The 23320-nt window shown below is 57.2% G+C and carries 22 protein-coding genes; 16 read left to right on the forward strand and 6 right to left on the reverse strand.

What is annotated here, in order from left to right; all coding sequences use genetic code 11:
• Nucleotides 1–254 precede the first annotated feature (254 nt).
• Together GOX61_RS03725 and rpsD are read left to right on the forward strand one after the other, a co-directional pair.
• The gene (locus tag GOX61_RS03725; RefSeq protein WP_170331362.1) at nt 255–758 is read left to right on the forward strand and encodes a hypothetical protein; all 504 of its coding nucleotides are present in this window, start codon (nt 255–257) and stop codon (nt 756–758) included.
• A gap of 208 nt (nt 759–966) precedes the next feature.
• A complete protein-coding gene (rpsD, locus tag GOX61_RS03730; RefSeq protein ID WP_170325974.1) occupies nt 967–1587 on the forward strand; it encodes a 30S ribosomal protein S4 in 621 nt (206 codons plus the stop codon).
• 59 nt (nt 1588–1646) lie between these two features.
• On the opposite strand, the gene GOX61_RS03735 is transcribed toward rpsD, so the two are convergent.
• Nucleotides 1647–1928: a DUF1330 domain-containing protein gene (locus GOX61_RS03735; RefSeq protein ID WP_170331364.1), complete on the reverse strand. Its 282-nt coding sequence runs from the start codon at nt 1926–1928 to the stop codon at nt 1647–1649.
• Nucleotides 1929–2022: 94 nt separating this feature from the next.
• Between GOX61_RS03735 and GOX61_RS03740 the strand changes: the two genes are divergently transcribed.
• Complete coding sequence (locus GOX61_RS03740; protein ID WP_217353751.1) at nt 2023–2895, forward strand: LysR family transcriptional regulator; 873 nt, start codon at nt 2023–2025, stop codon at nt 2893–2895.
• On the opposite strand, the gene GOX61_RS03745 is transcribed toward GOX61_RS03740, so the two are convergent.
• Nucleotides 2896–3357 carry an Lrp/AsnC family transcriptional regulator gene (locus tag GOX61_RS03745; RefSeq protein WP_155144896.1) on the reverse strand — a complete coding sequence of 154 codons (462 nt, stop codon included), beginning with the start codon at nt 3355–3357 and terminating at the stop codon, nt 2896–2898.
• A gap of 102 nt (nt 3358–3459) precedes the next feature.
• Here GOX61_RS03745 and GOX61_RS03750 point away from each other — a divergent pair, with 102 nt between their 5' ends.
• From GOX61_RS03750 to GOX61_RS03765, 4 genes are all read left to right on the forward strand, one after another.
• Entirely contained in the window at nt 3460–4875 is a 1416-nt protein-coding gene (locus GOX61_RS03750) for an aminotransferase class V-fold PLP-dependent enzyme (RefSeq protein ID WP_170331366.1), read from the forward strand.
• Nucleotides 4876–4938: 63 nt separating this feature from the next.
• Nucleotides 4939–6024 (forward strand): histidinol-phosphate transaminase, encoded by a 1086-nt coding sequence (gene hisC / locus GOX61_RS03755; protein WP_170331368.1) that lies wholly within the window; start codon nt 4939–4941, stop codon nt 6022–6024.
• Complete coding sequence (locus tag GOX61_RS03760; RefSeq protein ID WP_155144893.1) at nt 6021–6941, forward strand: prephenate/arogenate dehydrogenase family protein; 921 nt, start codon at nt 6021–6023, stop codon at nt 6939–6941. The genes hisC and GOX61_RS03760 overlap by 4 nt, the downstream gene beginning before the upstream one ends.
• Complete coding sequence (locus GOX61_RS03765; protein WP_170331370.1) at nt 6938–7798, forward strand: extensin-like domain-containing protein; 861 nt, start codon at nt 6938–6940, stop codon at nt 7796–7798. The genes GOX61_RS03760 and GOX61_RS03765 overlap by 4 nt, the downstream gene beginning before the upstream one ends.
• Here the strand turns inward: GOX61_RS03765 and GOX61_RS03770 are convergent.
• Nucleotides 7795–8796: a DUF2125 domain-containing protein gene (locus tag GOX61_RS03770; RefSeq protein ID WP_170331371.1), complete on the reverse strand. Its 1002-nt coding sequence runs from the start codon at nt 8794–8796 to the stop codon at nt 7795–7797. The genes GOX61_RS03765 and GOX61_RS03770 overlap by 4 nt on opposite strands.
• 69 nt (nt 8797–8865) lie before the next feature.
• Between GOX61_RS03770 and GOX61_RS03775 the strand changes: the two genes are divergently transcribed.
• The 3 genes from GOX61_RS03775 to GOX61_RS03785 all read left to right on the forward strand — a co-directional run bounded on the left by GOX61_RS03775 (nt 8866) and on the right by GOX61_RS03785 (nt 12389).
• Nucleotides 8866–9396 carry a gamma-glutamylcyclotransferase gene (locus GOX61_RS03775; RefSeq protein WP_170331373.1) on the forward strand — a complete coding sequence of 177 codons (531 nt, stop codon included), beginning with the start codon at nt 8866–8868 and terminating at the stop codon, nt 9394–9396.
• A gap of 68 nt (nt 9397–9464) precedes the next feature.
• Nucleotides 9465–10643, forward strand: a complete 1179-nt coding sequence (locus tag GOX61_RS03780; protein WP_170331375.1) for a biopolymer transporter ExbB — start codon at nt 9465–9467, stop codon at nt 10641–10643.
• Nucleotides 10644–10646: 3 nt separating this feature from the next.
• Entirely contained in the window at nt 10647–12389 is a 1743-nt protein-coding gene (locus GOX61_RS03785) for a peptidoglycan -binding protein (protein WP_170331377.1), read from the forward strand.
• Between the two features lie 32 nt (nt 12390–12421).
• On the opposite strand, the gene GOX61_RS03790 is transcribed toward GOX61_RS03785, so the two are convergent.
• On the reverse strand, nt 12422–13309 hold the full coding sequence (locus GOX61_RS03790; RefSeq protein WP_170331379.1) for a YHYH protein: 888 nt from the start codon (nt 13307–13309) through the stop codon (nt 12422–12424).
• A 428-nt stretch (nt 13310–13737) separates the two neighbouring features.
• On the opposite strand from GOX61_RS03790, the gene GOX61_RS03795 reads away from it, so the two are divergent.
• Nucleotides 13738–14388: a phosphotransferase gene (locus GOX61_RS03795; RefSeq protein ID WP_170331381.1), complete on the forward strand. Its 651-nt coding sequence runs from the start codon at nt 13738–13740 to the stop codon at nt 14386–14388.
• Nucleotides 14389–14505: 117 nt separating this feature from the next.
• On the opposite strand, the gene clpA is transcribed toward GOX61_RS03795, so the two are convergent.
• Entirely contained in the window at nt 14506–16830 is a 2325-nt protein-coding gene (gene clpA / locus GOX61_RS03800; RefSeq protein ID WP_170331383.1) for an ATP-dependent Clp protease ATP-binding subunit ClpA, read from the reverse strand.
• A gap of 174 nt (nt 16831–17004) precedes the next feature.
• Nucleotides 17005–17772 carry a hydroxyacylglutathione hydrolase gene (gene gloB, locus GOX61_RS03805; RefSeq protein WP_170331385.1) on the reverse strand — a complete coding sequence of 256 codons (768 nt, stop codon included), beginning with the start codon at nt 17770–17772 and terminating at the stop codon, nt 17005–17007.
• A 61-nt stretch (nt 17773–17833) separates the two neighbouring features.
• Here gloB and GOX61_RS03810 point away from each other — a divergent pair, with 61 nt between their 5' ends.
• The 5 genes from GOX61_RS03810 (at nt 17834) to atpD (ending at nt 23315) form a co-directional block, all read left to right on the forward strand.
• Nucleotides 17834–18568, forward strand: a complete 735-nt coding sequence (locus GOX61_RS03810; RefSeq protein ID WP_170331387.1) for a class I SAM-dependent methyltransferase — start codon at nt 17834–17836, stop codon at nt 18566–18568.
• A 313-nt stretch (nt 18569–18881) separates the two neighbouring features.
• Nucleotides 18882–19442, forward strand: coding sequence for a F0F1 ATP synthase subunit delta (locus GOX61_RS03815; protein WP_170331389.1), 561 nt, complete (start codon nt 18882–18884; stop codon nt 19440–19442).
• Nucleotides 19443–20981, forward strand: a complete 1539-nt coding sequence (atpA, locus tag GOX61_RS03820) for a F0F1 ATP synthase subunit alpha (protein ID WP_155144880.1) — start codon at nt 19443–19445, stop codon at nt 20979–20981.
• A 15-nt stretch (nt 20982–20996) separates the two neighbouring features.
• The gene (locus tag GOX61_RS03825) at nt 20997–21872 is read left to right on the forward strand and encodes a F0F1 ATP synthase subunit gamma (RefSeq protein ID WP_170331391.1); all 876 of its coding nucleotides are present in this window, start codon (nt 20997–20999) and stop codon (nt 21870–21872) included.
• A gap of 18 nt (nt 21873–21890) precedes the next feature.
• A complete protein-coding gene (gene atpD / locus GOX61_RS03830) occupies nt 21891–23315 on the forward strand; it encodes a F0F1 ATP synthase subunit beta (RefSeq protein WP_155144878.1) in 1425 nt (474 codons plus the stop codon).
• The last annotated feature ends 5 nt before the right edge of the window (nt 23316–23320 follow it).

Consider the following 23320-nt stretch of genomic DNA (forward strand, 5'->3'; position numbering starts at 1 on the left):
GGTGCTTAGGGTGGTGCGTTTGCAAACCCCGGTTTTGATACCAGTATTGATATATGAGGGCGTTAGATCTTTGAGAGCGCATATCGGGAAATATGCATGATTCAGATTGACATGCGGTTGATCTAAGTATCAATTTGATTTGACGCACAGGCAACAATCTCGTGATTGCTGCAATTACGTCTCTTTTCCGCCGAATTTATCGTTGATACACAGGCCTTGTAATTGGTGGGGTGTTGAAAGGTATGAGTGGGCAGATGAGTACCGGTTTAGACGGTCGTATAGCGGTTTCCTGGAATCAAACAGAACTTGACGGGCTTGAGGCAGCGCCACTTGCCCTCGTAGCTGTTGGGTCCGCCTGGTCATGGCGTGGTAAAGCAGTACAGCTTTCTGCCGCAGAGACCATGGGTTTGGTGCAAACGGCCCACTCTGTGGCACCGTTATTGACCTCGGGCATCGACATGCTTTCGGCGATTGGCCCCGTAATCGGTTCGGTTGCGACCATCGAGTTTTCGAATGGCTCTCAGCAATTCTCGGCAGAACTCATCAGAGTTGAGGGAAGCGATTCCCCGGTGTTGATTTTTGAGAACGGTTGTCCTGAACGGGATCAGGAGTTCTGGGTGAGCAGTGTTTCGGCGCAAACTGACCTGGCTGATTTTGATCGGGAGGTCGATCAGACAGTTGTGGCGTTTCCCGGCGCTCGTTCAGAAGAGAAACGTGAGTCGACATCTACTCCTCACGTTGTTTACGCAGCAGAATAAAGTGGCAAGCAGGGCTATGCGGCCATCGCGGGATTTTTCCTGCAGGGTGGCCTCAGTATATTGACTCTGACAATTCCCAAGATATAAGCGCGACTTCATTGGTGTTGGTGGCCCCCGCAAGGGGATGCCTGTCATGGGGGAGACCTCAAGAGGACAACGCCCTTCATAGTGGCCCGCTGGGCCTCGACCTAAACGAAGGAGATCAGCCGTGACCAAACGCACGTCTGCCAAGTACAAAATCGACCGCCGGATGGGCGAAAACATCTGGGGCCGTCCGAAATCCCCGATCAACCGTCGTGAATATGGCCCCGGCCAGCACGGTCAGCGCCGCAAGGGTAAACTGTCGGATTTCGGTCTGCAGTTGCGCGCCAAGCAGAAGCTGAAAGGCTACTACGGCGACCTGACCGAGAAGCAGTTCCGCCGCATCTACGCCGAAGCTGAGCGTGTAAAAGGCGACACCGGTGAAAACCTGATCGGTCTGCTGGAGCGCCGCCTGGACGCTGTTGTTTACCGCGCCAAGTTCGTACCAACCGTGTTTGCTGCACGTCAGTTCGTGAACCACGGCCACGTCAAAGTGAATGGCAAGCGGGTCAACATCCCGTCCTACCGCGTCAAAGAAGGCGACGTGATCGAAGTCCGTGACAAATCCAAGCAGCTGGCTGTTGTTCTGGAAGCTGTTGCTCTGGCCGAGCGTGATGTTCCTGACTACATCGATGCTGATCACTCGAAAATGACCGCGACTTTCGTTCGTGCACCGGGCCTGAGCGATGTGCCTTACCCGGTCATGATGGAACCGAACCTGGTCGTCGAATTCTACGCGAAGAACTAATCTTCGCCGAAACGATCCAAGTTTCAGAGCCGCGCCCAAAAGCGCGGCTCTTTCTTTATTTACCCAAGCAGGATTATGTCGGACGATCCGATATTGCGGCGCAGTGCGTGGACATCACTCAGCGCCGGGTCATTGATCCATCCCAAGGCGGACTCGCGATCTGGAAATGAAAGAACGGCGGCAACGTCCGGCAGGTCTGGCGCGCCGTCCAGAGCGGTAGGTTCTGCTGACGCGGTTTCGACCTTACCGCCATGGCGTGCCAGCGCATCCCCGGCTTTTTCACGATAGGCGGCCAGAGCATCGGGGTTTTTTACTGTCAATTTGGCGTAGGCATAAATCATCAATCTACTCCTTGGTTGTGCAAGTAAAACCTATGTTAGATAGGTTTTTGCGAAAACGCGTGCAATTGCAGTTGGCTTGTGCATAAACGCATGTATGACGATAAATTGGGATGACTATCGAACCGTACTGGCCGTGGTGCGCGCGCGCACCTTGACCGCTGCATCAGAGCGGCTTGGTGTAAACTACACCACCGTTGCCCGTCGAATTGCGCGCGTGGAAACCGCCACTGGAGAAGTGTTGTTTGAACGTTTGCCAGATGGCTACCGTCCCACCGAGGCCGGACATCTGGTGGCGCAGCATGCGGCAAGTATGGAAGGTGCTGAGCATGCCATGCTCAGGGGGTTATCCGGTCAGGATACGCGTCTGGAAGGGGAGCTGACCCTGACAGCACCTCAGCTTTTGATTGCGCATGTACTTTCACCGGTTCTGGACGCGTTCTCGGCGCAACATCCCGGTGTTAAGCTCAGAGTACGGGCCGACAATGAGATCGTGGACCTGAACAGACGCGAAGCAGACATAGCCATCCGTATCAGTCGCAATCCGGGCGATACTCTGAAGGGACTGCGCTTGGCCGAACAATTCTCGGCTTACTATGCCTCACCAGAACTTATGCGGCGTGTGTCGGACACCCCGCATGGGCCGGTGGATTGGTTGGTTTATGAAAAACAGCCAGACCTGTCTGAGGAGGTGATGCAGACACACCCCGGCTCGCGTATTCGAATGCGATTTGACGATATGGTTGCGATGTCTTCCGCCGCGCAGGCAGGGTTAGGTGCTGTCAGGATGCCGATGTTTCTGGGGCGGTCACTGACCGGTCTCGTTCAACTCCCGACACTTTCACCGCAACCTTATGCGGATATCTGGGTGGTGGCCCATCCAGATGTGTGGCCGTCGGCCAAATTGAAGGCCTTTCGTTCCATCGCAGTTCCACACTTTCGCAGGCTACGCCCGCTGTTCACGGCCTGATCAGATCGGCAGCGGCCGGCCTTCGGCAATAGCCTCCATGGCAAAGTACGAGGTCACGCTGTCCAGTTCGACCTTTTCGATAAGTCGCTGATAGACCTTGTCGTAAGAGGCCATGTCTTCGGTCACGACTTTCAACTGATAGTCGTAGTCTCCGCCAATGCGATGAAAATCGACTACTTCAGGGATGGTCAGGACATGGCTGCGAAACGCCTGAAGCCACTCCGCCGAATGATGCCTTGTACGCAGCATCACAAAGACAACAAGATTGAGCCCCAGCTTTTCCCGTGCAATCCGCGCGGAAGACCCCTGTAGAACGCCGTCGTCGTTCAACACCTTCAGGCGCCGCCAGCAAGCATTCTGGGACAAGCCAACCCGATCCGCCAGCTCGCGCTGCGAGAGGGTCGCGTCCTTTTGCAGTTCTTTCAGGATGAGGGTGTCAATATGATCTATTTTATGGGCCATATCTAATCATATGACACAAATTTGAGGAAATACAGGCAAAGAATGGTGAAGTTTCTGCACTCCAGATCAATCACATTGGTTATGCAATATGGAGCCTATGTTATGACCCTGTCCAAGTTTCGTGCAGATATCCAATCCACCACTCACAATTCCACGCTGCGCGATGGGCTGATCGGTGAGGGTGTCCTCATCCCTGGTCTGCATGGGGACGTACCGCTTGTCTATGCGGATTACGTTGCTTCGGGCCGCGCGATGCGGCAGGTCGAAGATTTTATCGCCCAAGATGTGCTGCCGTTCTATGCGAACAGCCATACCGAGGCCTCCTATTGCGGTTCCTACATGACACGGCTTCGTCGCGAAGCGCGTGCTGAAATAGCCCGCATTGTTGGCGCGAGGGGAGAGGACGCGGTGATCTTTACCGGGTCCGGAGCCACTGCTGGGCTTAATCGGCTGGTCAGCTTACTGGGAGTGGAAGAGGCTGACCGGCCGATTATCCTGATTGGTCCATACGAGCATCACTCGAACATTCTGCCTTGGCGGGAAAGCAAGGCGCAGGTGATCGAAATTCCCGAAGCGCCCGCTGGCGGGCCTGATCTGGCAGTGCTGGAACAAACACTGGCTGACAATGCAGGGTCTGATCTGATCATTGGTTCTTTCTCGGCCGCGTCGAACGTAACGGGCATCATCACCGATCCCGATCCGGTCACGCGTCTTCTGAAGGCGCATGGGGCGCTGGCCGTTTGGGATTATGCAGGCGGCGGCCCTTACCTGCCAATGAATATGGGTCCCGAAGATGCTCGCAAGGATGCCATTGTTGTCTCACCCCACAAGTTTCCCGGCGGTCCGGGCGCATCAGGTGTATTGGTAGTCAATCAGCGCGCCGTTCAGCGCACGTGTCCCAGTTGGCCGGGTGGCGGTACCGTAAGTTTCGTGTCCCCGTGGCGGCATGACTACAGCGAGGATTTGGCGACGCGGGAAGAGGCCGGTACGCCCAATGTCATCGGCGATATCCGGGCTGCGCTTGCCTTTATCGTCAAGGATGTTGTCGGAACTGATGAGATCGGAAGACGAGAGGTTCTGTATAACAAAATGGCTCTGGATGGTTGGCGTGACAACCCGAACCTGACTCTGCTGGGGGCGGATAATCCGCATCGTCTGCCGATCTTTTCATTCCTTGTTCGGGATAACTCGGGGCAGCCGGTTCATCAGCAGCTGTTTACCCGCATGCTCAGTGACATCTACGGCATTCAAGCCCGTGGCGGATGTGCCTGCGCCGGTCCCTATGCCCATCGCCTGCTGGATATTGATCGCGAGACTTCCGAGCAGTTGCATGCGGCGTTGTCAGCAGGTGAAGAGATGAAGAAACCCGGCTGGGTGCGTCTGAATTTCTCATATCTGATGAGCGAAGAGACGGTTCAGTTCATCATCGACAGCGTCAATGACCTGTCGCACCGGACCGAGGAATTCGCGCCCTATTACAACGCCGACCCGGCGACAGCGCGCTTCAAAGCCGCCTGAGGGAATTGCCGCTTTTCTCAAGGCGTTGAGAAATGTATGAGGGGCGCAATCAAGGAGCCCCTCATGAACCAGATCATTCCGCAACCCGGCATCATGGACATCGCTCTGTATCAGGGCGGTAAGTCCCATGTCGAAGGCGTGGCGAATGTCATCAAGCTCAGCTCGAACGAAAACCCGTTCGGACCCAGCCCCAAAGCGATCGAGGCCGTGCGTGACAGCGCGACCACCCTGCATCGCTATCCAAGCACAGATCACTATTCGTTGCGCGCAGCCATTGGTGAGCGTCACGGGCTGGATGCTGGCCGGATCATCTGTGGTGTAGGCAGCGACGAGGTTCTGCAATTCGTGGCGCAGGCCTATGCCGGTCCGGGTGATGAGGTGATCTATACTGAGCACGGATTTTCCATGTACCCGATCATCGCGCGTATGGCGGGGGCGACTCCTGTCATGGTGGATGAGAAGGATCGCAAGGTTGATGTCGACGCAATCCTTGCGGCTGTGACCGGGCAAACGAAGATCGTCTTTGTCACCAATCCGGGCAATCCCACCTCAACCATGATTTCGGATGCCGAGCTTACACGTTTGGCGGAAAAACTTCCTGTCGATTGCCTAATGGTAATCGACGGGGCTTATGCCGAATTCGTAGATGGTTTTGATGGTGGGGCATCACTGGTGGATCGTTTTGAGAACGTCATCATGACCCGAACCTTCTCCAAGATTTACGGGCTGGGCGGGATGCGTGTCGGCTGGGGTTATGCGCACCAGTCGATTATCGATGTGCTGAACCGCGTGCGCCAACCCTTCAACCTGTCTTTGACTGCGTTGGCTGCGGCTGAAGCAGCGATACGCGACGAGGAGTATGTCGAATTCTGCCGGTCCGAAAACGCGCGTCTGCGCACGTGGCTGTCCGAAAAACTGGCAGAGATCGGCGTGCCATCTGACGTATCGAATACAAATTTCATCCTTGCCCGCTTTTCGGATCTGGCCGAGGCCGAGGCCTGCGATGCCTATCTGCAATCTCAGGGTTTGATTGTACGCAAGGTTGCGGGCTACAACCTGCCGAACGCCCTGCGGATTACCGTAGGCGACGAAGAAGCCTGCCGCCGCGTGCTTGCGGCCATTACCGCGTTCAAAGGGGGCGCCGCATGAGCCAGATTTATGACCGGGTGGCGCTGATCGGCTTGGGTCTGATTGCCTCGTCGATGTTTTGGGCCATCAAACGCGCAGGTCTTGCAGGAGAGGTGACGGGATATGCCCGTTCCGAAGACACCCGTGAAACCGCGCGGCGCATCGGACTGTGTGATCGCGTCTGTGACACTGCGCAAGAGGCGGTCGAAGGCGCTGATCTCGTGGTGCTTTGTGTGCCTGTTGGTGCGATGGGACCGGTGGCGCAGGATATCGCCCCGGTGCTGAAATCGGGCGCAACTGTCACGGACGTCGGATCAGTCAAGCGTCATGTGATCGAAGCTGTCGGGCCGTATATCCCCGACGGCGTGCATTTTGTTCCCGCTCACCCTCTGGCTGGAACCGAGCATTCTGGTCCGGAATCCGGATTTGCCGAGCTCTTTGACAATCGCTGGTGCCTGTTGGTTCCGGTTAAGGGTTCTGATCCCGACGCCGTCGCACAACTGCGAGCGCTTTGGGAAGGCATGGGCGCCAATGTCGATGAGATGGACGCTGACCACCACGATTTGGTTTTGGCGGTGACGTCGCATGCACCGCACCTGATCGCTTATACGATGGTGGGTGTTGCAGATGATTTGCGGCGGGTGACAGATACTGAGGTGATCAAATATTCGGCCGCCGGTTTCCGTGATTTTACGCGGATCGCGGCCTCGGACCCGACAATGTGGCGGGATGTGTTCCTGACGAACAAGGACGCAACGCTTGAGATTCTGGGCCGTTTCACTGAAGAGCTCTTTGCCCTGCAGCGCGCCATCCGTACCGGTGATGGAGAGCAGCTGTTCGATTACTTCACCCGTACCCGGGCCATCCGGCGCGGCATCATTGATGCAGGTCAGGATACGGATGCCCCGGATTTTGGACGAGGAAAGGCCACGACATGAGGCTTGTTCGAGGCGGTTTTCTGATCTGTTTTGCAGTGCTGTCGCCAGTCACGGCCGGTTCGAAACCCCTCGAAACCTCTTTGGTTCCTGTTGCGCGACCAATTGCTGAAACCGGCAATGTAACTGCGATGCCAGCGCTACTTCTGGCTAGTGCAGCGCCGATTGCAGCGATTCCAAAGATACAGCCAAAGCTGAGGCCTGAGTCTCCTCAGGTGATGGCCGCTGCGGCACGACCTGCGGATCTGCCTCTGCTCAGCCCTGATGTGTCTCTGAAACCATATCTGCGCCCTGAAGCGCTGGAGCAGGAGATACTTTTCAAGAAAAGAAAGCTCCGCAAAAACTCGGTATGTGGTGATATCGCAATTCAGGGCAAACCTGTCGGTAAAGTGCCGGGTAAGATCAAGGCCTGCGGCATCAAGGATGCCGTGCAGATAACATCGGTATCCGGAGTGAGGTTAAGCCGCCCGTCGACCATGGATTGCGGGACCGCCATCGCGTTAAACAACTGGGTCGACAAGTCAGTCAAGCCCACCTTCAAACGCCGTGGCCCGATTGTTGAGCTGCAGGTTGCGGCCCATTATGCCTGCCGCACCCGGAACAATCGCAAGGGCGCGCGAGTTTCTGAACACGGCAAGGGTCGGGCCATTGATATCTCGGGCTTTAAAATGGCGGATGGCGAGGTTGTGACAGTCCTCAATGGCTGGCGCAAGAATCCCTCGCAGAAGCAATTGATCAAAGTTTGGCGTGGCGCATGTGGGCCGTTTGGTACTGTGCTGGGGCCGAACTCGGACCGCTACCACCGGGACCATTTCCATCTGGATACAGCCCGTTATCGCAGCGGCCCGTACTGCCGCTAGCGCAGTATCAACCGCGGTGCAGGACCCAATGGCAACGGGCCCAACGCCACGAACCCGTCGCGGAAATTCAGCTGCAGATCCAGTGAGTTGGGATTGCCGCCCAGGCCTGCCAGCAACTTCAGCGCGCGGGTGACCGGATCAACTGCTTGATCGGGCAGGGCGCCTGCGGCATTGGCCATTGCGATCATGTCACGCCAGTTCTCAGCTTTGACGGCGATCTCACCGGTCGGAATTCCCTGTTCGTCAACGTTCAACTCTCCGGTGGCGAACAGGCGCAGTTCACCCCATTTGACCTCAGCAAGCCCGAGATCGATGGCGACAGGCTGCGGGCGGCGTTGTTCCAGCGCACTCCGATCCCACGGCTTGTCAAACGTAACCGTCATGTCCAATTCCAGCGTCTCGAAGGATTGTGGAAGCGAAGCAGCGGTCCGCATAAGGCCGCGAAGGTCTTCACCCGGGGTGAACCCATCAATGGTTGCCGTGACGGCATAAATCTCGGGCGTTTCACTTTGCGCCATGATCAGGCCAAGTGTGTCACCCGCTGCTGAAGTCTCATCTTCCCTCGAAATGGTCCATGGTCCTGCGGTAAGGGCCATCTTTTCCAACTCCAGCGCGACCCCCGGTTGCAATTGCAGCTCTGCTTGTAGCTCGCTGGCCTGAATGGTCGCCGTTTCATCGAAATAAGACAGGCGCTGCGGCGTATCGGCAAAACGCAACACCTGACGCCCGGGCCAGATTGCAGGGCTTTGGAACTCGATCCAATCCGCGCTCCATGCTGTGCCGTTGACGGGATCGGCCAGTGCCGGATTATCCAGCCGTGTCATGTGGTGGGTCGGATATCCTGCCGTACCCACATCCGAGAAATCGGCCTGCCAGCCCAGTTGCTGCTGCTTGTCGAACCAACTGGTGACCGCGCTGCGCAGCCCGTAGCCGGCGACGAACCAATAGGCGCTCCAGATAATCGTTAAAAAGATAAGAACTCGTATGAGACCGCGCATGAGAATAATGGCCCTTTTTCCTGCCTCGGAATTGATGTTTATAGGCGCAAACGGGCAAGGACCAGTGCAATGACAATGTGGGTATTCGGATATGGATCGCTGCTGTGGAATCCCGGATTTCCCGTGGCGCGCAGCGAACGCGCTACTTTGCATGGATATGCCCGCTCATTCTGCATGAGTTCGATCCACCATCGCGGAACCGAAGACAAGCCAGGCCTTGTGTTGGCGCTGGATGAACAACGTGATGCGAATTGTACCGGTCTGGCCCTGGCCGTCGAAGCCGGGCATGAAGAGCGTACGCTGGACGAGCTGCGCGAACGTGAGTTGATTTCTTCGGCCTATGTCGAGCGTATTCTGGACGTTGATCTGGACAATGGACAGGTCGTAAACGCCGTGACTTACGTGATTGATCCGCATCACGTTCAGTATTGCGGCGGTATGCCTTTGGAAGAGCAGGCAAATATCATCGCCCATGCGGTGGGCGGACGCGGTCCGAACACCGAATATCTGTACAATACGGCTGAACATCTGGCCGAAATCGGACTACGCGATCCGGATCTTGAGTGGTTGTCGCAACGGGTCCGCAGTCTTACTGCATAAACCCTTGGCCTAGCGACTGTTAATTCGGTAGGTTTGCCTCAGAGCAGGCAATACCAGGAATGACGCGCATGGCGCAGGCACAGCAGGGCGCGAGACCGCAATTCTCGCATCCCATTCGTCAGATCGTGATGATGTTGATCGCAATTGGCTTGTCGGGCCTTGGGGTCTTTATGGCGCTGCCTTATGTGCTGCCCGTCTTTTATGCGAATCCCTACCTGAACGGTTTCATCCTGCTGGTCTTCGTCATCGGCGTATTCGCCTGTTTCTATCAGGTAACCCAACTGATCGGATCAGTTCGCTGGATCGAAGCCTTTGTCGGCGGTGTCGAAAGAGATGACACCAGCCCGCCGCAGCTGCTGGCACCGCTTGCATCGTTGCTCCGCTCGCGCGGGGCGCGTTCGCAAATCAGCTCGACCTCTACTCGATCGATTCTGGATTCAGTCGCTGAACGGATCGAGGAAGAGCGTGAGATCACGCGATACATCACGAACGTTCTGATCTACCTTGGCCTTTTGGGCACCTTCTTTGGACTGGCCACAACGGTTCCTGCCATCGTTGACACGATCCGCAGCCTGAACCCGCAGGAAGGTGAGGAAGGGCTGGCGGTATTCAACCGTCTGATGACAGGGCTTGAAGCCCAGTTGCAAGGCATGGGCGTGGCCTTTGGATCGTCACTGCTGGGCCTCGCCGGATCGCTGATTGTTGGTTTGCTCGAGTTGTTTGCAGGACATGGACAGAACCGCTTCTATCGCGAGCTTGAGGAATGGCTGTCGACGATCACCCGCGTCGGATTTTCTTCGGGCGATGAAGGTGGTGCTGAACTGGCGGTTTTGACTCCGGTTCTGGATGCGATGTCCGCGCAAATGGATGCGCTGCAGGATCTGTTCTCAGCGCAGGAGGAGGAAAGAGCGGAGGTTTCTGCTAAGCTGGGACAATTGGTGAACGTGATTGGCGATATGAACCAACGTCAGTCCGAAGGCGAAGGCGTGACAGCGGCGCTCGAAAGGGTAGCTCTGAGTCAGGACGCCCTTCTGGATCACATGCGCGAACATGGTGCAGGCGAGGGGATCGATGCTGAAAGCCGGATGCGTCTGCGTTCGATGGACGTTCAGTTGCTACGTATTCTCGAAGAGATTTCTGCAGGGCGACAGGACAGCATGAACGAATTGCGCAAGGATTTCGAACTGCTGGTCAAAGCGCTGACCCTGCCACGCGGTGCCGTTCGCACGACGTCCGAGGGAGAGTAACGGATGGCACTGTCCCGGCGTACCGGTCAACGTTTTCAGGGCTCTGTCTGGCCCGGATTCGTGGATGCGATGACGGGTCTTCTGATGGTGCTGACCTTTGTGCTGACCATCTTCATGGTGGTTCAGTTCGTGCTGCGCGAAACGATTTCCGGACAAGAGGATGAACTGACCGCCTTGTCTGACGAGGTTTCGGCCCTTGCAGCGGCCCTCGGTCTGGAAGAACGCGAAAACAGCCGGCTGCAAGCCCGGCTCGGGGCGTTGAACACGACGCTTTCTCAGGCTGAAAGCGATCTGACGCAGGCGCAGGCTCTGATCTCGTCACTTACAGCAGAGCGAGACAGGCAGGCTGTCGCGTTGGATGAGGCGCAGCTTCGCATTACGGATTTTGAGGCGCAGGTCGCCGCGTTGTTGGCGGATCAGGAACGTGCACTTGGCGATATCGCAGCCCTCGAAACACAACGCGAGCAGCTTCTGAGCGAACAAGAGGCTCTGAATCTTGCCTTGGCTCAAAGCCGGGATGAGATTGATGCTCAGGCCGAAGCCGCACGCCTTGCTGCCGCTCGGCGCGAGGCACTGGAGGCTCTGGTTGCTGATCTTGAACAAAGCGGTGAAGACCGTGCAGCCCAGATTACGGCACTTGAACAACAGCTCAGCGATGAAGAGGCCGCAAGGCTGGCCGAGGCTGCCGCAGCCGATAACCTGCGCAACAGATTGCAGGATGCCGATGCGGAGCTGACTGCGATGACGCTGGCGTTGGAAGCCCAGCGTAAAGAGGCCGAGGAAACCCTGACCCTGCTGGCTGCTGCACAAGCGGCCCGGGCCGAGCTTGAGCGTCAGTTTGGAGCGCTGGATAACGAAGAGCTGCAGGCGCAGCTGAGGGCGGCGCTGGAGGCGCAGACGCAAGCACAGCTGGAGGCGCAGTCTCAGAGAACATTGGCCGAAGAACGCGAAGCGCTTCTGGCTGTTGCACGCGAGGCGATCTCTGCCGAAAAGGCAATCTCGGCAAAGGCGCAACGCGAAACGGCTCTGCTGAACCAGCAGATCGCAGCATTGCGTGGCCAACTGGGATCGCTGCAAGCGCTGTTGGATGACTACAAGGATCGCAATGCTGCGGCCGAGGTTCAGATCCAGACGCTTGGACAGGACCTGAATGCTGCGCTGGCTCGCGCTGCATCCGAGGAACGCCGACGCCGCCTGTTGGAAGAGGCCGAGCGCATTCGCCTGGAGGCAGAAGCCGAAGCATTGGCGGGGCAGAATCTGGAACTGACTGCACAGGCCGAAGATCTGCAACGTTACCGGTCCGAGTTCTTTGGCCGACTTCGGGATGTTCTGGGCAATCAGGAAGGCGTCCGCATCGAAGGCGACCGGTTCGTGTTCTCATCCGAGGTTCTGTTTGATACGGGCTCGGCTGTCTTGTCCCCGGAAGGGCGCCAGGAGGTTGCGAAGGTCGCCGAGATCCTACGCAGCGTTGCTGCCGAAATCCCCGAGGGTCTGAACTGGGTGATCCGGGTCGATGGTCATACGGACAACGTTCCTCTGGCCGGTTCCGGCCGCTATCGCGACAATTGGGAATTGAGCCAGGGCCGCGCCTTGTCCGTGGTGCGCTATATGGTCGACGCGCTGGGTATCCCGCCAAATCGGCTTGCTGCGAACGGTTTTGGTGAGTTCCAGCCCGTCAACCCGGCGGACACGCCGGAGGCACGGGCGCAAAACCGGCGGATCGAGCTGAAACTCACCGAAAGATAACGTCAGAACTCGCTAACCAATGCGTGGGTCGGTCAGCGTCGCCCGAAGCGAAAACTCTTGTCTGGTGAACCGGCAAAGCACCGGGGTATGACCGGATATTCCTCGGTCAGAAAGTAGGCGTAGGTTCCCTCCGGATACTCGGGAGAAGTGGTGAATGCGCCATTGCACTCGTCCAGAGTTCCGAGCCCGGGAACATAGGCAAAATCCTCGTTGAAAGTGCCATCGTACTTGCCGTCGGGCGCGCGACCTCCCGGTCGGTTGCCGCTTTTCAAACGATAAGAGGACGTCATTTCCGTCACCTTCCCGTTCACAATGCCTGTCATTGCGTAAATCGGGAACCCGTCTGCGGCAAACCCGATCAGTGGAGAGTGCCTGTCTGGTGAATAGTCCAGCAGTTCAATTAAACCCGTCGGAATGCCGTGGTAATGGTACTTCCCGTTTGGTTGAACGTGCGCATGGTTCTCATCAAGCCCCAGCGCGATCGCGCCGCCCAATGCGTTGTAGGACCAACCCGATCTGGGATCACCGTGCCAAAACTCGGCTGCCAGCGGGTCGAACACTACACCGTTCAGTGACACGCCAAAGTTCCAGCCCAGTTCAAGCGGCGTGACTGTCCCCCTGGGCTTTGGGTTGGCCGGTACCTTCAAGCTTACATTCTGCGCAGAAATACTGTGTGGGTTACCTCGGTTGGGAAAGCGCCCGACAAGGTGGTCGGGAATTCCATTTGCCGAGACGCGGAGAGCTTTGCGGGTCTCGGAAATCTCAGAGGTACTGGCGCCCGGATCGACAGTGGCAGCCACTAAATTCAGGGGCCGGGTTTTCGTTTCGTCGTGATATCGAAATCTGTGCTGAGCGGTGGCAATGGCTGCGATGGCCGACAGGGCGAAAGCAGCACTCCAAATAGCGACGGTCTTGGTCATCAAATTCCCTTTCGCGTTTCAAACGTAACTATGAAACGCGAGGGGAGAACGATTCCGTCGAAATATGTGTCCTGCGCCCGCGCAAAAGCAGAATTGTCCGGTTATAGAGCAACTGCACGATCAGATTTGCAAGAACATCATTTGTGTCAGTTTGCTGCCAACAGTGGAGGGTGGGGGCCGCACTTTGCTGCCGACCAGGGCTTTGGGTTTCTGGATTAACTCGGCTTCCTTCACGGACGCTCGGACCAAACCAACCAAGGCTTGCGCGCAATACCTTCGGACCGAACTGAATTTCACTAAGCGGTATTGACCAATGCCACATCCTAAATTGCAAAAAATGGTCGGAACCGACCGGAATGTTGACCCACATAAGGTGAAATGTACGCGCGGAATTCCTATCTATTACCTGAGGTTAATCGGAGCAGAACGTGACGGACAAGAAGGCAGAGATACACAATTCAGTGGATGAGGCGTTGCGCGCCCCATATCAACGTGTGACTTTTTGCCAGTCCCAACGAGGTACCCGGTTTTGGCTAAAACGCATTGAGCGTTTTGCTCCGCACCTTTGGTTGGTCAAGGGCAAGCCTGAACAGGCGTTTGACCGAGATCGGCGGGCTCATCGCTTTCTCTGGAGTCTCGGCGCGGCCGTACCGAGGATATTAGCGGAAGGCCCGGATTTTATGGCGGTCGAAGACGCCGGCACCAGCCTGACCAAGCTTTGCAAGAAAGCAAACGTTACGACCGCGGACAAACTCAAAGCATGCCGCGCCGCTGGGCAGGCCTTGGCGCGTTTACATTCGGCAAATCTGGCACATGGGCGCCCGGCCTTTCGAGATATGTGCTGGAGCGGGCGCCAGATTCGGTTCATAGATTTTGAGTATTTTGTGCCCACCAAGGCTGGGCGGTTTCGCAAAGCACGTGATGTCGGCATTGCGGTCCTGTCTGCCCTGTCTCAGGGGGTTAATGGGCCGCGCTATGCGCACAGCATCCTGTCGGCCTATATCGCGGCACAGGGCAGCCAATCACAGCAGTTACCGGTGCCTTGCCCGGTGCGAAACAGTCAACCACGCATCCGCTAATGTCGTCGGGTTCTCTGGCCCAAACCCGCCCTTAGTTCCGCCATGCAATCATGCTGTTGGCCTCAGACGAAAAAACCCGCCTTGATAGGCGGGTTTTCTGTTTGAAACGTTGCGCAATCAATCTGCGGTAAGCAATGGCGGCTTGTCGCCAGGAATACGCGGCTGATCAGGGCCGAGGATTTCCAAGTTCAACTCGCCTTTCATCACAGATACGCGGACCACACCGCCTTTGGCCAGCTTGCCGAACAGGAGCTCCTCGGCCAGAGGCTTCTTGATGTGTTCCTGAATGACACGGCCCAGTGGTCGCGCACCCATCTTGTCGTCATAGCCTTTGTCAGCCAGCCACTCGGCAGCCTTTGGCGTCAGGTCGATGGTCACATTGCGATCCAGCAATTGTGCCTCAAGCTGCAGTACGAACTTCTCGACCACCTGCAGGATGACCTCTTTCGGTAGCGGCGCGAACGAGATCACTGCGTCCAGACGGTTACGGAATTCCGGCGTGAACATGCGTTCAATCGCGGCGGTATCCTCACCTTCGCGGCGATCACGGGCAAAGCCGATGGCGGCCTTGGCCTGTTCCTGTGCGCCTGCGTTCGAAGTCATGATCAGAACCACGTTGCGGAAGTTCACTGTGCGGCCGTTGTGATCGGTCAGCTCACCATGGTCCATCACCTGCAAGAGGATGTTGAACACATCAGGGTGTGCTTTCTCGATCTCATCCAGCAGCAACACACAATGCGGATGCTGGTCGACACCATCGGTCAGCAAACCACCTTGATCGAACCCGACATAACCCGGAGGCGCGCCGATCAGACGGGAAACCGCGTGCTTCTCCATGTACTCCGACATATCAAAGCGCAGCAGTTCCACACCCAGCGTATCCGCCAGCTGTTTCGCCACCTCGGTCTTACCAACACCGGTTGGACCGGCGAACAGGTAGTTGCCGATTGGCTTTTCAGGCTCACGCAGACCGGCACGGGCCAGCTTGATCGCGCTGGACAGCGCTTCAATGGCTTCATCCTGACCAAACACCACCCGTTTCAGTGAGGCTTCGAGATCTTTCAGAACCTCGGCATCATCCTTGGTGACGTTCTTGGGTGGAATGCGCGCGATCTTGGCAACGACGGCCTCGATCTCTTTCACACCGATGGTCTTGCGGCGCTTGCTTTCTGCGACCAAATGCTGTGCGGCACCGGCCTCGTCAATCACGTCGATCGCCTTGTCCGGCAGCTTGCGATCGTTGATATAGCGCGCGGCCAGTTCGACCGCGGTCTTGATCGCATCCGCAGTGTATTTGATCTCGTGATGCTCTTCGAAATACGGCTTGAGGCCGCGCAGGATTTTTACGCTGTCCTCGACCGAAGGCTCATTCACGTCGATCTTCTGGAACCGGCGGCTGAGCGCGCGGTCTTTCTCAAAGTGCTGACGGAACTCTTTGTACGTGGTCGAGCCCATGGTGCGCAGCTTACCGCCCTGCAGGGCAGGTTTCAGCAGGTTCGACGCATCCATTGCGCCACCGGAAGTGGCACCTGCACCGATTACGGTGTGGATTTCATCGATGAACAGCACCGCATCCGGGTGATCCTCAAGTTCGGTCACCACCGCTTTCAGGCGCTCTTCAAAGTCACCGCGGTAGCGGGTGCCAGCCAGCAAGGCGCCCATGTCCAACGAGTAGATCGTGGTGTTGGACAGCACATCGGGTGCTTCACCGGCCACGATCTTGTGGGCCAGACCCTCGGCAATCGCAGTCTTGCCAACACCTGGATCACCCACCAGCAGCGGGTTGTTCTTGCGGCGGCGGCACAGAACCTGGATGCAGCGCTCGACTTCCGAGGCGCGACCGATCAGTGGATCAACGTCACCTGCGCGCGATTTGGCGTTCAGGTCCACGCAGTACTTACCGAGGGCGCTCTCTTTCTGTTCGGATTCGCTCGCGGCAGGTTGCGCTTCGTCCTCGACCTGGTCGGCACCCGTCACAGGGCGGTTTTCGCCATATGCCGGATCTTTCGCCACTCCATGCGCAATGAAATTCACCGCGTCATAGCGGGTCATATCCTGTTCCTGCAGGAAATAGGCCGCATTACTTTCCCGCTCGGCAAAGATTGCCACCAGAACGTTGGCGCCGGTGACTTCGGTACGGCCTGAGCTTTGAACATGGATTGCTGCGCGCTGAATTACCCGCTGGAAGGCAGCGGTTGGAACCGCTTCAGAGCCGTCGATATCGGTGACCAGATTTGACAGGTCCTCATCGATGAACTCGACCAATGTACTGCGTAGTTCGTCCAGATCGACGCTGCAGGCTTTCATGACGCGGATCGCGTCTGGCTCTTCCAGCAGCGCAAGCAGCAGATGCTCAAGCGTTGCGAATTCATGACGCCTTTCATTCGCTGCCGCCAGGGCCGCGTGAATGGCTTGTTCTAATGTGCTCGAGAATGAAGGCACGCGGGTGCTCCTCTGTATTGGGCCGGAAGGGGGTCGAGTATCGGCAGGATCCCCATCCCAACCATGTCCTCATACTATTAGAGTTTGGTTGATCGCGCCCCGGCTTCAAGGGTTTTCTTTCACTTGACAGTCACATTTCCCGTGACCGTGGCCGTGAGGAGCGTCAAATAAGCCCTAAAACCGGTCTTTTCTAGACCGGATTTCTGCAAATACGTCTGCAGGGTCCGCGCCTTCCATCCCCAAATACGCCAGAATCGCCGGGTCAGCGGCACGCAAAAACGGGTTTGTCGACTTTTCCAGGGCCAGTAATGACGGCACGGTCGCTTCTCCGGCAGCGCGTGCGCGATCGATATCGGCGACACGTTTTTTAAGGTCGGGGTTGTCGGGATCGACCGTGACGGCAAATCTGGCGTTGGATTGCGTGTATTCGTGACCTGAACAGACCAGCGTATCATCCGGCAGGGCAGCGAGTTTGCTGAGCGAGGCCCACATCTGTGCGGCATCTCCTTCGAACAGACGGCCGCATCCCAGCGCCATCAGGCTGTCGGCCGTAAACACGACGCTGCTTTTGGGCATGTAATATGCAACGTGACCGACAGTGTGGCCCGAAACATCCAGCACCTCGACCGGTTCACCACCAACCTCGAATGTATCGCCCTCGGAAACTTGCAAGTCTAAAGGAGGCAGACGATGCGCGTCTGCCGCCGCCCCGACAACTTTTGCAGGGTGTTTCTCCAGTATGGGGGCTAGACCATCGACATGATCCCAATGGTGATGCGTCAGCAGAACATGGCTCAGTTGCCAACCACGCTCTGCAAGGGCTGCCAGAATCGGCCCGGCTTCGGGGGCATCAATCAGTGCGGTTTCGCCGCTGGTGGCGTCATGGGCCAGAAAGGCGTAATTGTCGCTGAGGCAAGGAATTGTGACGATCTCAAGAGGCATGGCCTTTTGCCCTTTCGTTGCTAGACTGCGCCCAGCTAAGCCGATTGACCGGGTGTCCGCAATGCATCTTGATGTGCAGGATCTAAGGAACTTTTACTACCGCAGCACACTGGGGCGTGCGGCACAAGCGGCCATTCGCGGTCGGTTAATCAATTTGTGGCCCGAAGCCAAAGGTCAGACGGTCGCTGGTTTTGGTTTTGCCGTCCCGTTGTTGCGTCCATATCTGGCTGATGCCCGTCGGGTGATTGGCCTGATGCCCGGTCCGCAAGGGGTAATGCCCTGGCCCGCAGGTATGCCCAACGTTTCTGTCCTGACCGAAGAGACGATGTGGCCGATTGAAACCGGGCATGTAGACAAGCTGGTCGTCATGCACGGGCTTGAGAATTCAGAAAGACCAAGCCAATTGCTTGATGAGTGCTGGCGCGTTCTGGGGCCGGGGGGCAAGGCTATGTTCATCGTGCCAAACCGGGGTGGCCTCTGGTCCCGGTCTGATCGGACACCCTTTGGCTTTGGTCACCCCTATACTGCCAGTCAGCTTGAGAAGCAGCTCAAGGCTCATCACTTCGTGCCCGAGAACCATTGTTCAGCGCTCTATATGCCGCCGTCATTCCGCCGGTTCTGGCTAAAATCCGGGAACCTGATTGAGAGAACAGGCCAGCGCATTCCGTCTGTGATGGCGGGTGGCGTGTTGATGGTCGAGGTGAGTAAACTCATCCGGCCACCCAGCGGCACGGTGACCAAGGACACCGAAAAACGCCCGATCAAAGCGCTGGATGGACTGCTAAAGCCTGCCTGATCTCTTTGTGCCCCGGAGCGGTATTGCGGCGGCCAAAAATGCGGGAAAAAGGTCACAGGAATCGCAAAAACCTGCAAGTTGGTAACATTTTTCAACCGGATCGGCTGATAAAAAGGGTCGCACTCAACTTAAGTGCATGAATTTAAACAGATTGTGGATAAAACCGTCACCACTATAATATGTTGCGAGCTGGGTTCGGCTCTGCTAGACCCCCGGTGATTTTGATCCCCGACCGTCTGGCCGGGGTTTCTTCACGCCCCCGGGGTAGCTGCCGCAACGCGAATTCGGGGCCCAAAATATCGGAAGGGTGGACGTGTCCGAACCAGCTTCGATTTCCACAGGCATCGCCGAGCGCTATGCCACCGCGATCTTTGAGATCGCAAAAGAGAATAATGACCTTTCAGGTCTGGAAACCGGCATCAATGATCTGGCAGCAGCTCTGGGCGAAAGCGCCGACTTGCGCGACCTGATCGCCTCGCCGCTGGTTTCACGCTCCGAACAGGAAGCAGCGATTACCGCGATTGCCGACAAGATGGGTCTGCACACCATCTTGCGCAATACGCTGGGCCTGATGGCTGAGAAACGCCGCCTGTTTGTTATTCCGCAACTGATTCAGGTCCTGCGTGACATGCTGGCGGATGAGCGCGGTGAAGTGACCGCGGATGTTGCGTCGGCCAAGGCGCTGACCAAAACTCAGATGGAAAAACTGTCCAATACGCTGTCCGAGCGTGTGGGCAAGACCGTAACAATCAATGCGACCGTTGATGAAAGCCTCATCGGCGGTCTTGTCGTTAAAGTGGGCTCGAAAATGATCGACAGTTCGATCCGTTCGAAGCTGAACTCCCTACAGAATGCAATGAAAGAGGTCGGATAAATGGGAATCCAAGCTGCAGAGATTTCTGCAATCCTGAAGGACCAGATCAAGAATTTTGGTCAGGAAGCCGAAGTGGCCGAGATCGGCCGCGTGCTGAGCGTCGGTGACGGGATTGCCCGTGTATACGGCCTAGACAACGTGCAAGCCGGTGAGATGGTCGAATTCCCCGGTGGCATCATGGGCATGGCGCTGAACCTGGAAAGCGACAACGTCGGTGTTGTTATCTTCGGTTCCGACCGTGACATCAAAGAAGGTGACACTGTTAAGCGCACCAATTCGATCGTGGACGTTCCGATCGGCGACGAACTGCTGGGCCGCGTTGTTGACGGTCTGGGTAACCCGCTGGACGGCAAAGGCCCGATCAACGCAACCAAGCGTGGTGTTGCAGACGTTAAAGCGCCGGGCATCATCCCGCGTAAATCGGTTCACGAGCCGATGGCAACCGGCCTGAAATCGGTTGACGCGATGATCCCGATCGGCCGTGGCCAGCGTGAGCTGATCATTGGTGACCGTCAGACCGGTAAAACCGCCGTTGCTCTGGACGCGATCCTGAACCAGAAAGTTTACAACGAAGCAGCAGGCGACGACGAGTCGAAGAAGCTGTACTGCGTTTACGTTGCGATCGGTCAAAAGCGCTCGACCGTTGCCCAGCTGGTGAAGAAACTGGAAGAATCCGGTGCGATTGACTACTCGATCGTTGTGGCCGCAACCGCGTCCGACCCGGCCCCGATGCAGTTCCTGGCACCTTATGCCGCAACCGCGATGGCCGAATACTTCCGTGACAATGGCCGCCACGCTCTGATCATCTATGATGACCTGTCGAAACAGGCTGTTTCGTATCGTCAGATGTCACTGCTGCTGCGCCGTCCGCCCGGACGTGAAGCCTATCCTGGTGACGTTTTCTACCTCCACTCCCGTCTGCTGGAACGTTCGGCGAAGCTGAACGAAGATTTCGGTGCGGGCTCGCTGACCGCTCTGCCGGTTATTGAAACCCAAGGTGGTGACGTTTCGGCGTTTATTCCGACCAACGTGATCTCGATCACCGACGGTCAGATCTTCCTTGAAACCGAACTGTTCTACCAGGGCATCCGTCCTGCTGTGAACACCGGTCTGTCGGTTTCGCGTGTGGGCTCTTCGGCTCAGACCAACTCGATGAAGTCGGTTGCGGGTCCGGTTAAACTGGAACTGGCTCAGTACCGCGAAATGGCTGCGTTTGCGCAGTTCGGTTCCGACCTCGACGCCGCGACTCAGCAGCTGCTGAACCGTGGTGCACGTCTGACCGAGCTGATGAAACAGCCGCAGTACTCGCCGCTGACCAACGCTGAAATCGTCTGCGTCATCTTCGCCGGTACCAACGGTTACCTCGACAAGATCGACGTGTCCGATGTTGGCCGTTACGAAGCTGGCCTGCTGGCGCACCTGCGTGGCAAGCACGCGGATCTGCTTCAGTGGATCACGGACGAAGATCCCAAGATCAAGGGTGACGCTTCCGACAAGATCAAGGCTGCGCTGGACGAATACGCCGCAACCTTCGCTTAAGGGAGAGGCGGGCATATGCCAAATCTTAAGGACCTTAAAAACAGGATCGAGTCGGTCAAATCGACCCGCAAGATCACCAAGGCCATGCAGATGGTCGCGGCTGCAAAACTGCGCCGCGCCCAGGAATCTGCCGAAGCCTCGCGTCCCTATGCCGAGCGGTTCAATGCCGTGATGGCGGGGCTGGCGGCTTCGGTCGGGGGCAGCGACAGCGCCCCCAAGCTGCTCCGTGGTACGGGCAGTGACGATGTCCATCTGCTGGTTGTCATGACAGCTGAACGCGGCCTCTGCGGCGGCTTCAACTCGAACATCGCCAAGCTGGCCCGTGTCAAAGCGGAAGAGCTGCGCCTGAAAGGCAAGACAGTCAAGGTTTTGACCGTCGGCAAGAAGGGCCGCGACGCGCTCAAGCGTGATTTTGGCGATTTGTTCGTTGGACATATCGACCTGAGTGAGGTCAAGCGCGTCGGTTACACCAACGCGCAGGACATCGCGAAGGACATCTTGTCCCGCTTTGACGGGGGTGAGTTCGACGTTGCCACGATCTTCTACTCGAAGTTCGTCAACGTTGTGACCCAGATCCCGACGGCACAGCAGGTCATTCCCGCCTCGTTCGAGGACACCGAGGGTGACGACAGCGGTGCGGTATTCGACTACGAGCCCAGCGAAGAGGCCATTCTGGCCGATTTGCTGCCCAAGGGGGTTGCGACCGCGATCTTCTCGGCTCTGCTCGAAAACGGAGCGTCTGAACAGGGTGCACGGATGTCCGCGATGGACAACGCGACACGCAATGCGGGCGAGATGATCGACAAGCTGACGATCCAGTTCAACCGTTCGCGTCAGGCCGTGATCACCAACGAGCTGATTGAAATTATTTCCGGCGCCGAAGCGCTGTAAGAAAACCGGAGACGAAACATGGCGAATGCAAAAGGCAAAGTCACACAGATCATCGGGGCCGTCGTCGACGTGCACTTCGAAGATCAGCTGCCTGAAATTCTGAACGCGCTGGAAACCACCAACAACGGCAAACGTCTGGTGTTGGAAGTTGCTCAGCACTTGGGTGAAAACACTGTCCGCACCATCGCGATGGACGCGACCGAAGGTCTGGTCCGTGGCGAGGAAGTAACCGACACAGGCGCACCGATTTCGGTTCCGGTTGGCAATGCTACTCTGGGCCGTATCCTGAACGTTGTCGGCGAGCCGATCGACGAAAAGGGTGACGTCGTTGCATCTGAAACCCGCGCAATCCACCAGCCCGCACCTGCGTTCGACGAACAGTCGACCGAGTCGGAAATCCTGGTGACCGGCATCAAGGTTGTTGACCTGCTGGCCCCTTACGCCAAAGGCGGTAAGATCGGCCTGTTCGGCGGTGCCGGCGTTGGTAAAACCGTTCTGATCATGGAACTGATCAACAACATCGCAAAAGTGCACTCGGGCTTCTCGGTGTTCGCGGGTGTTGGTGAACGTACCCGTGAAGGGAACGACCTGTACCACGAGATGATCGAATCGAACGTTATTAAGCCGGACAACCTGTCGGAATCGCAGGTGGCCCTGGTTTACGGTCAGATGAACGAACCTCCGGGAGCACGTGCACGTGTTGCTCTGACCGGTCTGACACTGGCCGAGCAGTTCCGCGACCAGTCCGGTACCGACGTTCTGTTCTTCGTCGACAACATCTTCCGCTTTACGCAGGCGGGCTCCGAGGTTTCGGCTCTGCTGGGTCGTATTCCTTCGGCGGTGGGTTATCAGCCGACACTGGCCACCGACATGGGCGCCCTGCAGGAACGCATCACCTCGACCAAGTCGGGCTCGATCACCTCGGTTCAGGCGATCTACGTGCCTGCGGACGACCTTACCGACCCTGCGCCGGCAACCTCGTTTGCTCACCTTGACGCGACCACCGTTCTTAACCGTGCGATCTCGGAAAAGGGTATCTACCCTGCGGTTGACCCGCTCGACTCGACTTCGCGTCTGCTCGACCCGGCCATCGTTGGTGAAGAGCACTACAAGGTTGCGACCGACGTTCAGCAGATCCTCCAGCGCTACAAGTCGCTGCAGGACATCATCGCCATCCTCGGCATGGACGAACTGTCGGAAGAGGACAAACTGACCGTGGCACGTGCCCGTAAGATCGAGCGCTTCCTGTCGCAGCCGTTCGACGTGGCCGAAGTCTTCACCGGTTCGCCCGGCGTTCAGGTTCCTCTGGATGTGACCATCGCGTCGTTCAAAGCGGTTGTCGCTGGCGAATACGATCACCTGCCCGAAGCGGCCTTCCTGATGGTTGGCGGCATCGAAGAAGTGATCGCCAAAGCGGAGAAGATGGCCGCAGAAGCCGCCTAAGGAGT

Origin of the sequence: Ruegeria arenilitoris (assembly GCF_013030265.1) — a bacterium.
Classification (GTDB): domain Bacteria; phylum Pseudomonadota; class Alphaproteobacteria; order Rhodobacterales; family Rhodobacteraceae; genus Ruegeria; species Ruegeria arenilitoris_E.

What these genes read in the sequence shown, in the direction of transcription:
- GOX61_RS03725 (WP_170331362.1), top strand. Translation starts at nt 255, where the DNA reads ATGAGTACCGGTTTAGACGGTCGTATAGCGGTTTCCTGGAATCAAACA.
- GOX61_RS03735 (WP_170331364.1), bottom strand. Translation starts at nt 1,928, where the DNA reads ATGATTTATGCCTACGCCAAATTGACAGTAAAAAACCCCGATGCTCTG.
- GOX61_RS03740 (WP_217353751.1), top strand. Translation starts at nt 2,023, where the DNA reads ATGACGATAAATTGGGATGACTATCGAACCGTACTGGCCGTGGTGCGC.
- GOX61_RS03745 (WP_155144896.1), bottom strand. Translation starts at nt 3,357, where the DNA reads ATGGCCCATAAAATAGATCATATTGACACCCTCATCCTGAAAGAACTG.
- GOX61_RS03750 (WP_170331366.1), top strand. Translation starts at nt 3,460, where the DNA reads ATGACCCTGTCCAAGTTTCGTGCAGATATCCAATCCACCACTCACAAT.
- hisC (WP_170331368.1), top strand. Translation starts at nt 4,939, where the DNA reads ATGAACCAGATCATTCCGCAACCCGGCATCATGGACATCGCTCTGTAT.
- GOX61_RS03760 (WP_155144893.1), top strand. Translation starts at nt 6,021, where the DNA reads ATGAGCCAGATTTATGACCGGGTGGCGCTGATCGGCTTGGGTCTGATT.
- GOX61_RS03765 (WP_170331370.1), top strand. Translation starts at nt 6,938, where the DNA reads ATGAGGCTTGTTCGAGGCGGTTTTCTGATCTGTTTTGCAGTGCTGTCG.
- GOX61_RS03770 (WP_170331371.1), bottom strand. Translation starts at nt 8,796, where the DNA reads ATGCGCGGTCTCATACGAGTTCTTATCTTTTTAACGATTATCTGGAGC.
- GOX61_RS03775 (WP_170331373.1), top strand. Translation starts at nt 8,866, where the DNA reads ATGACAATGTGGGTATTCGGATATGGATCGCTGCTGTGGAATCCCGGA.
- GOX61_RS03780 (WP_170331375.1), top strand. Translation starts at nt 9,465, where the DNA reads ATGGCGCAGGCACAGCAGGGCGCGAGACCGCAATTCTCGCATCCCATT.
- GOX61_RS03785 (WP_170331377.1), top strand. Translation starts at nt 10,647, where the DNA reads ATGGCACTGTCCCGGCGTACCGGTCAACGTTTTCAGGGCTCTGTCTGG.
- GOX61_RS03790 (WP_170331379.1), bottom strand. Translation starts at nt 13,309, where the DNA reads ATGACCAAGACCGTCGCTATTTGGAGTGCTGCTTTCGCCCTGTCGGCC.
- gloB (WP_170331385.1), bottom strand. Translation starts at nt 17,772, where the DNA reads ATGCCTCTTGAGATCGTCACAATTCCTTGCCTCAGCGACAATTACGCC.
- GOX61_RS03810 (WP_170331387.1), top strand. Translation starts at nt 17,834, where the DNA reads ATGCATCTTGATGTGCAGGATCTAAGGAACTTTTACTACCGCAGCACA.
- atpA (WP_155144880.1), top strand. Translation starts at nt 19,443, where the DNA reads ATGGGAATCCAAGCTGCAGAGATTTCTGCAATCCTGAAGGACCAGATC.
- GOX61_RS03825 (WP_170331391.1), top strand. Translation starts at nt 20,997, where the DNA reads ATGCCAAATCTTAAGGACCTTAAAAACAGGATCGAGTCGGTCAAATCG.
- atpD (WP_155144878.1), top strand. Translation starts at nt 21,891, where the DNA reads ATGGCGAATGCAAAAGGCAAAGTCACACAGATCATCGGGGCCGTCGTC.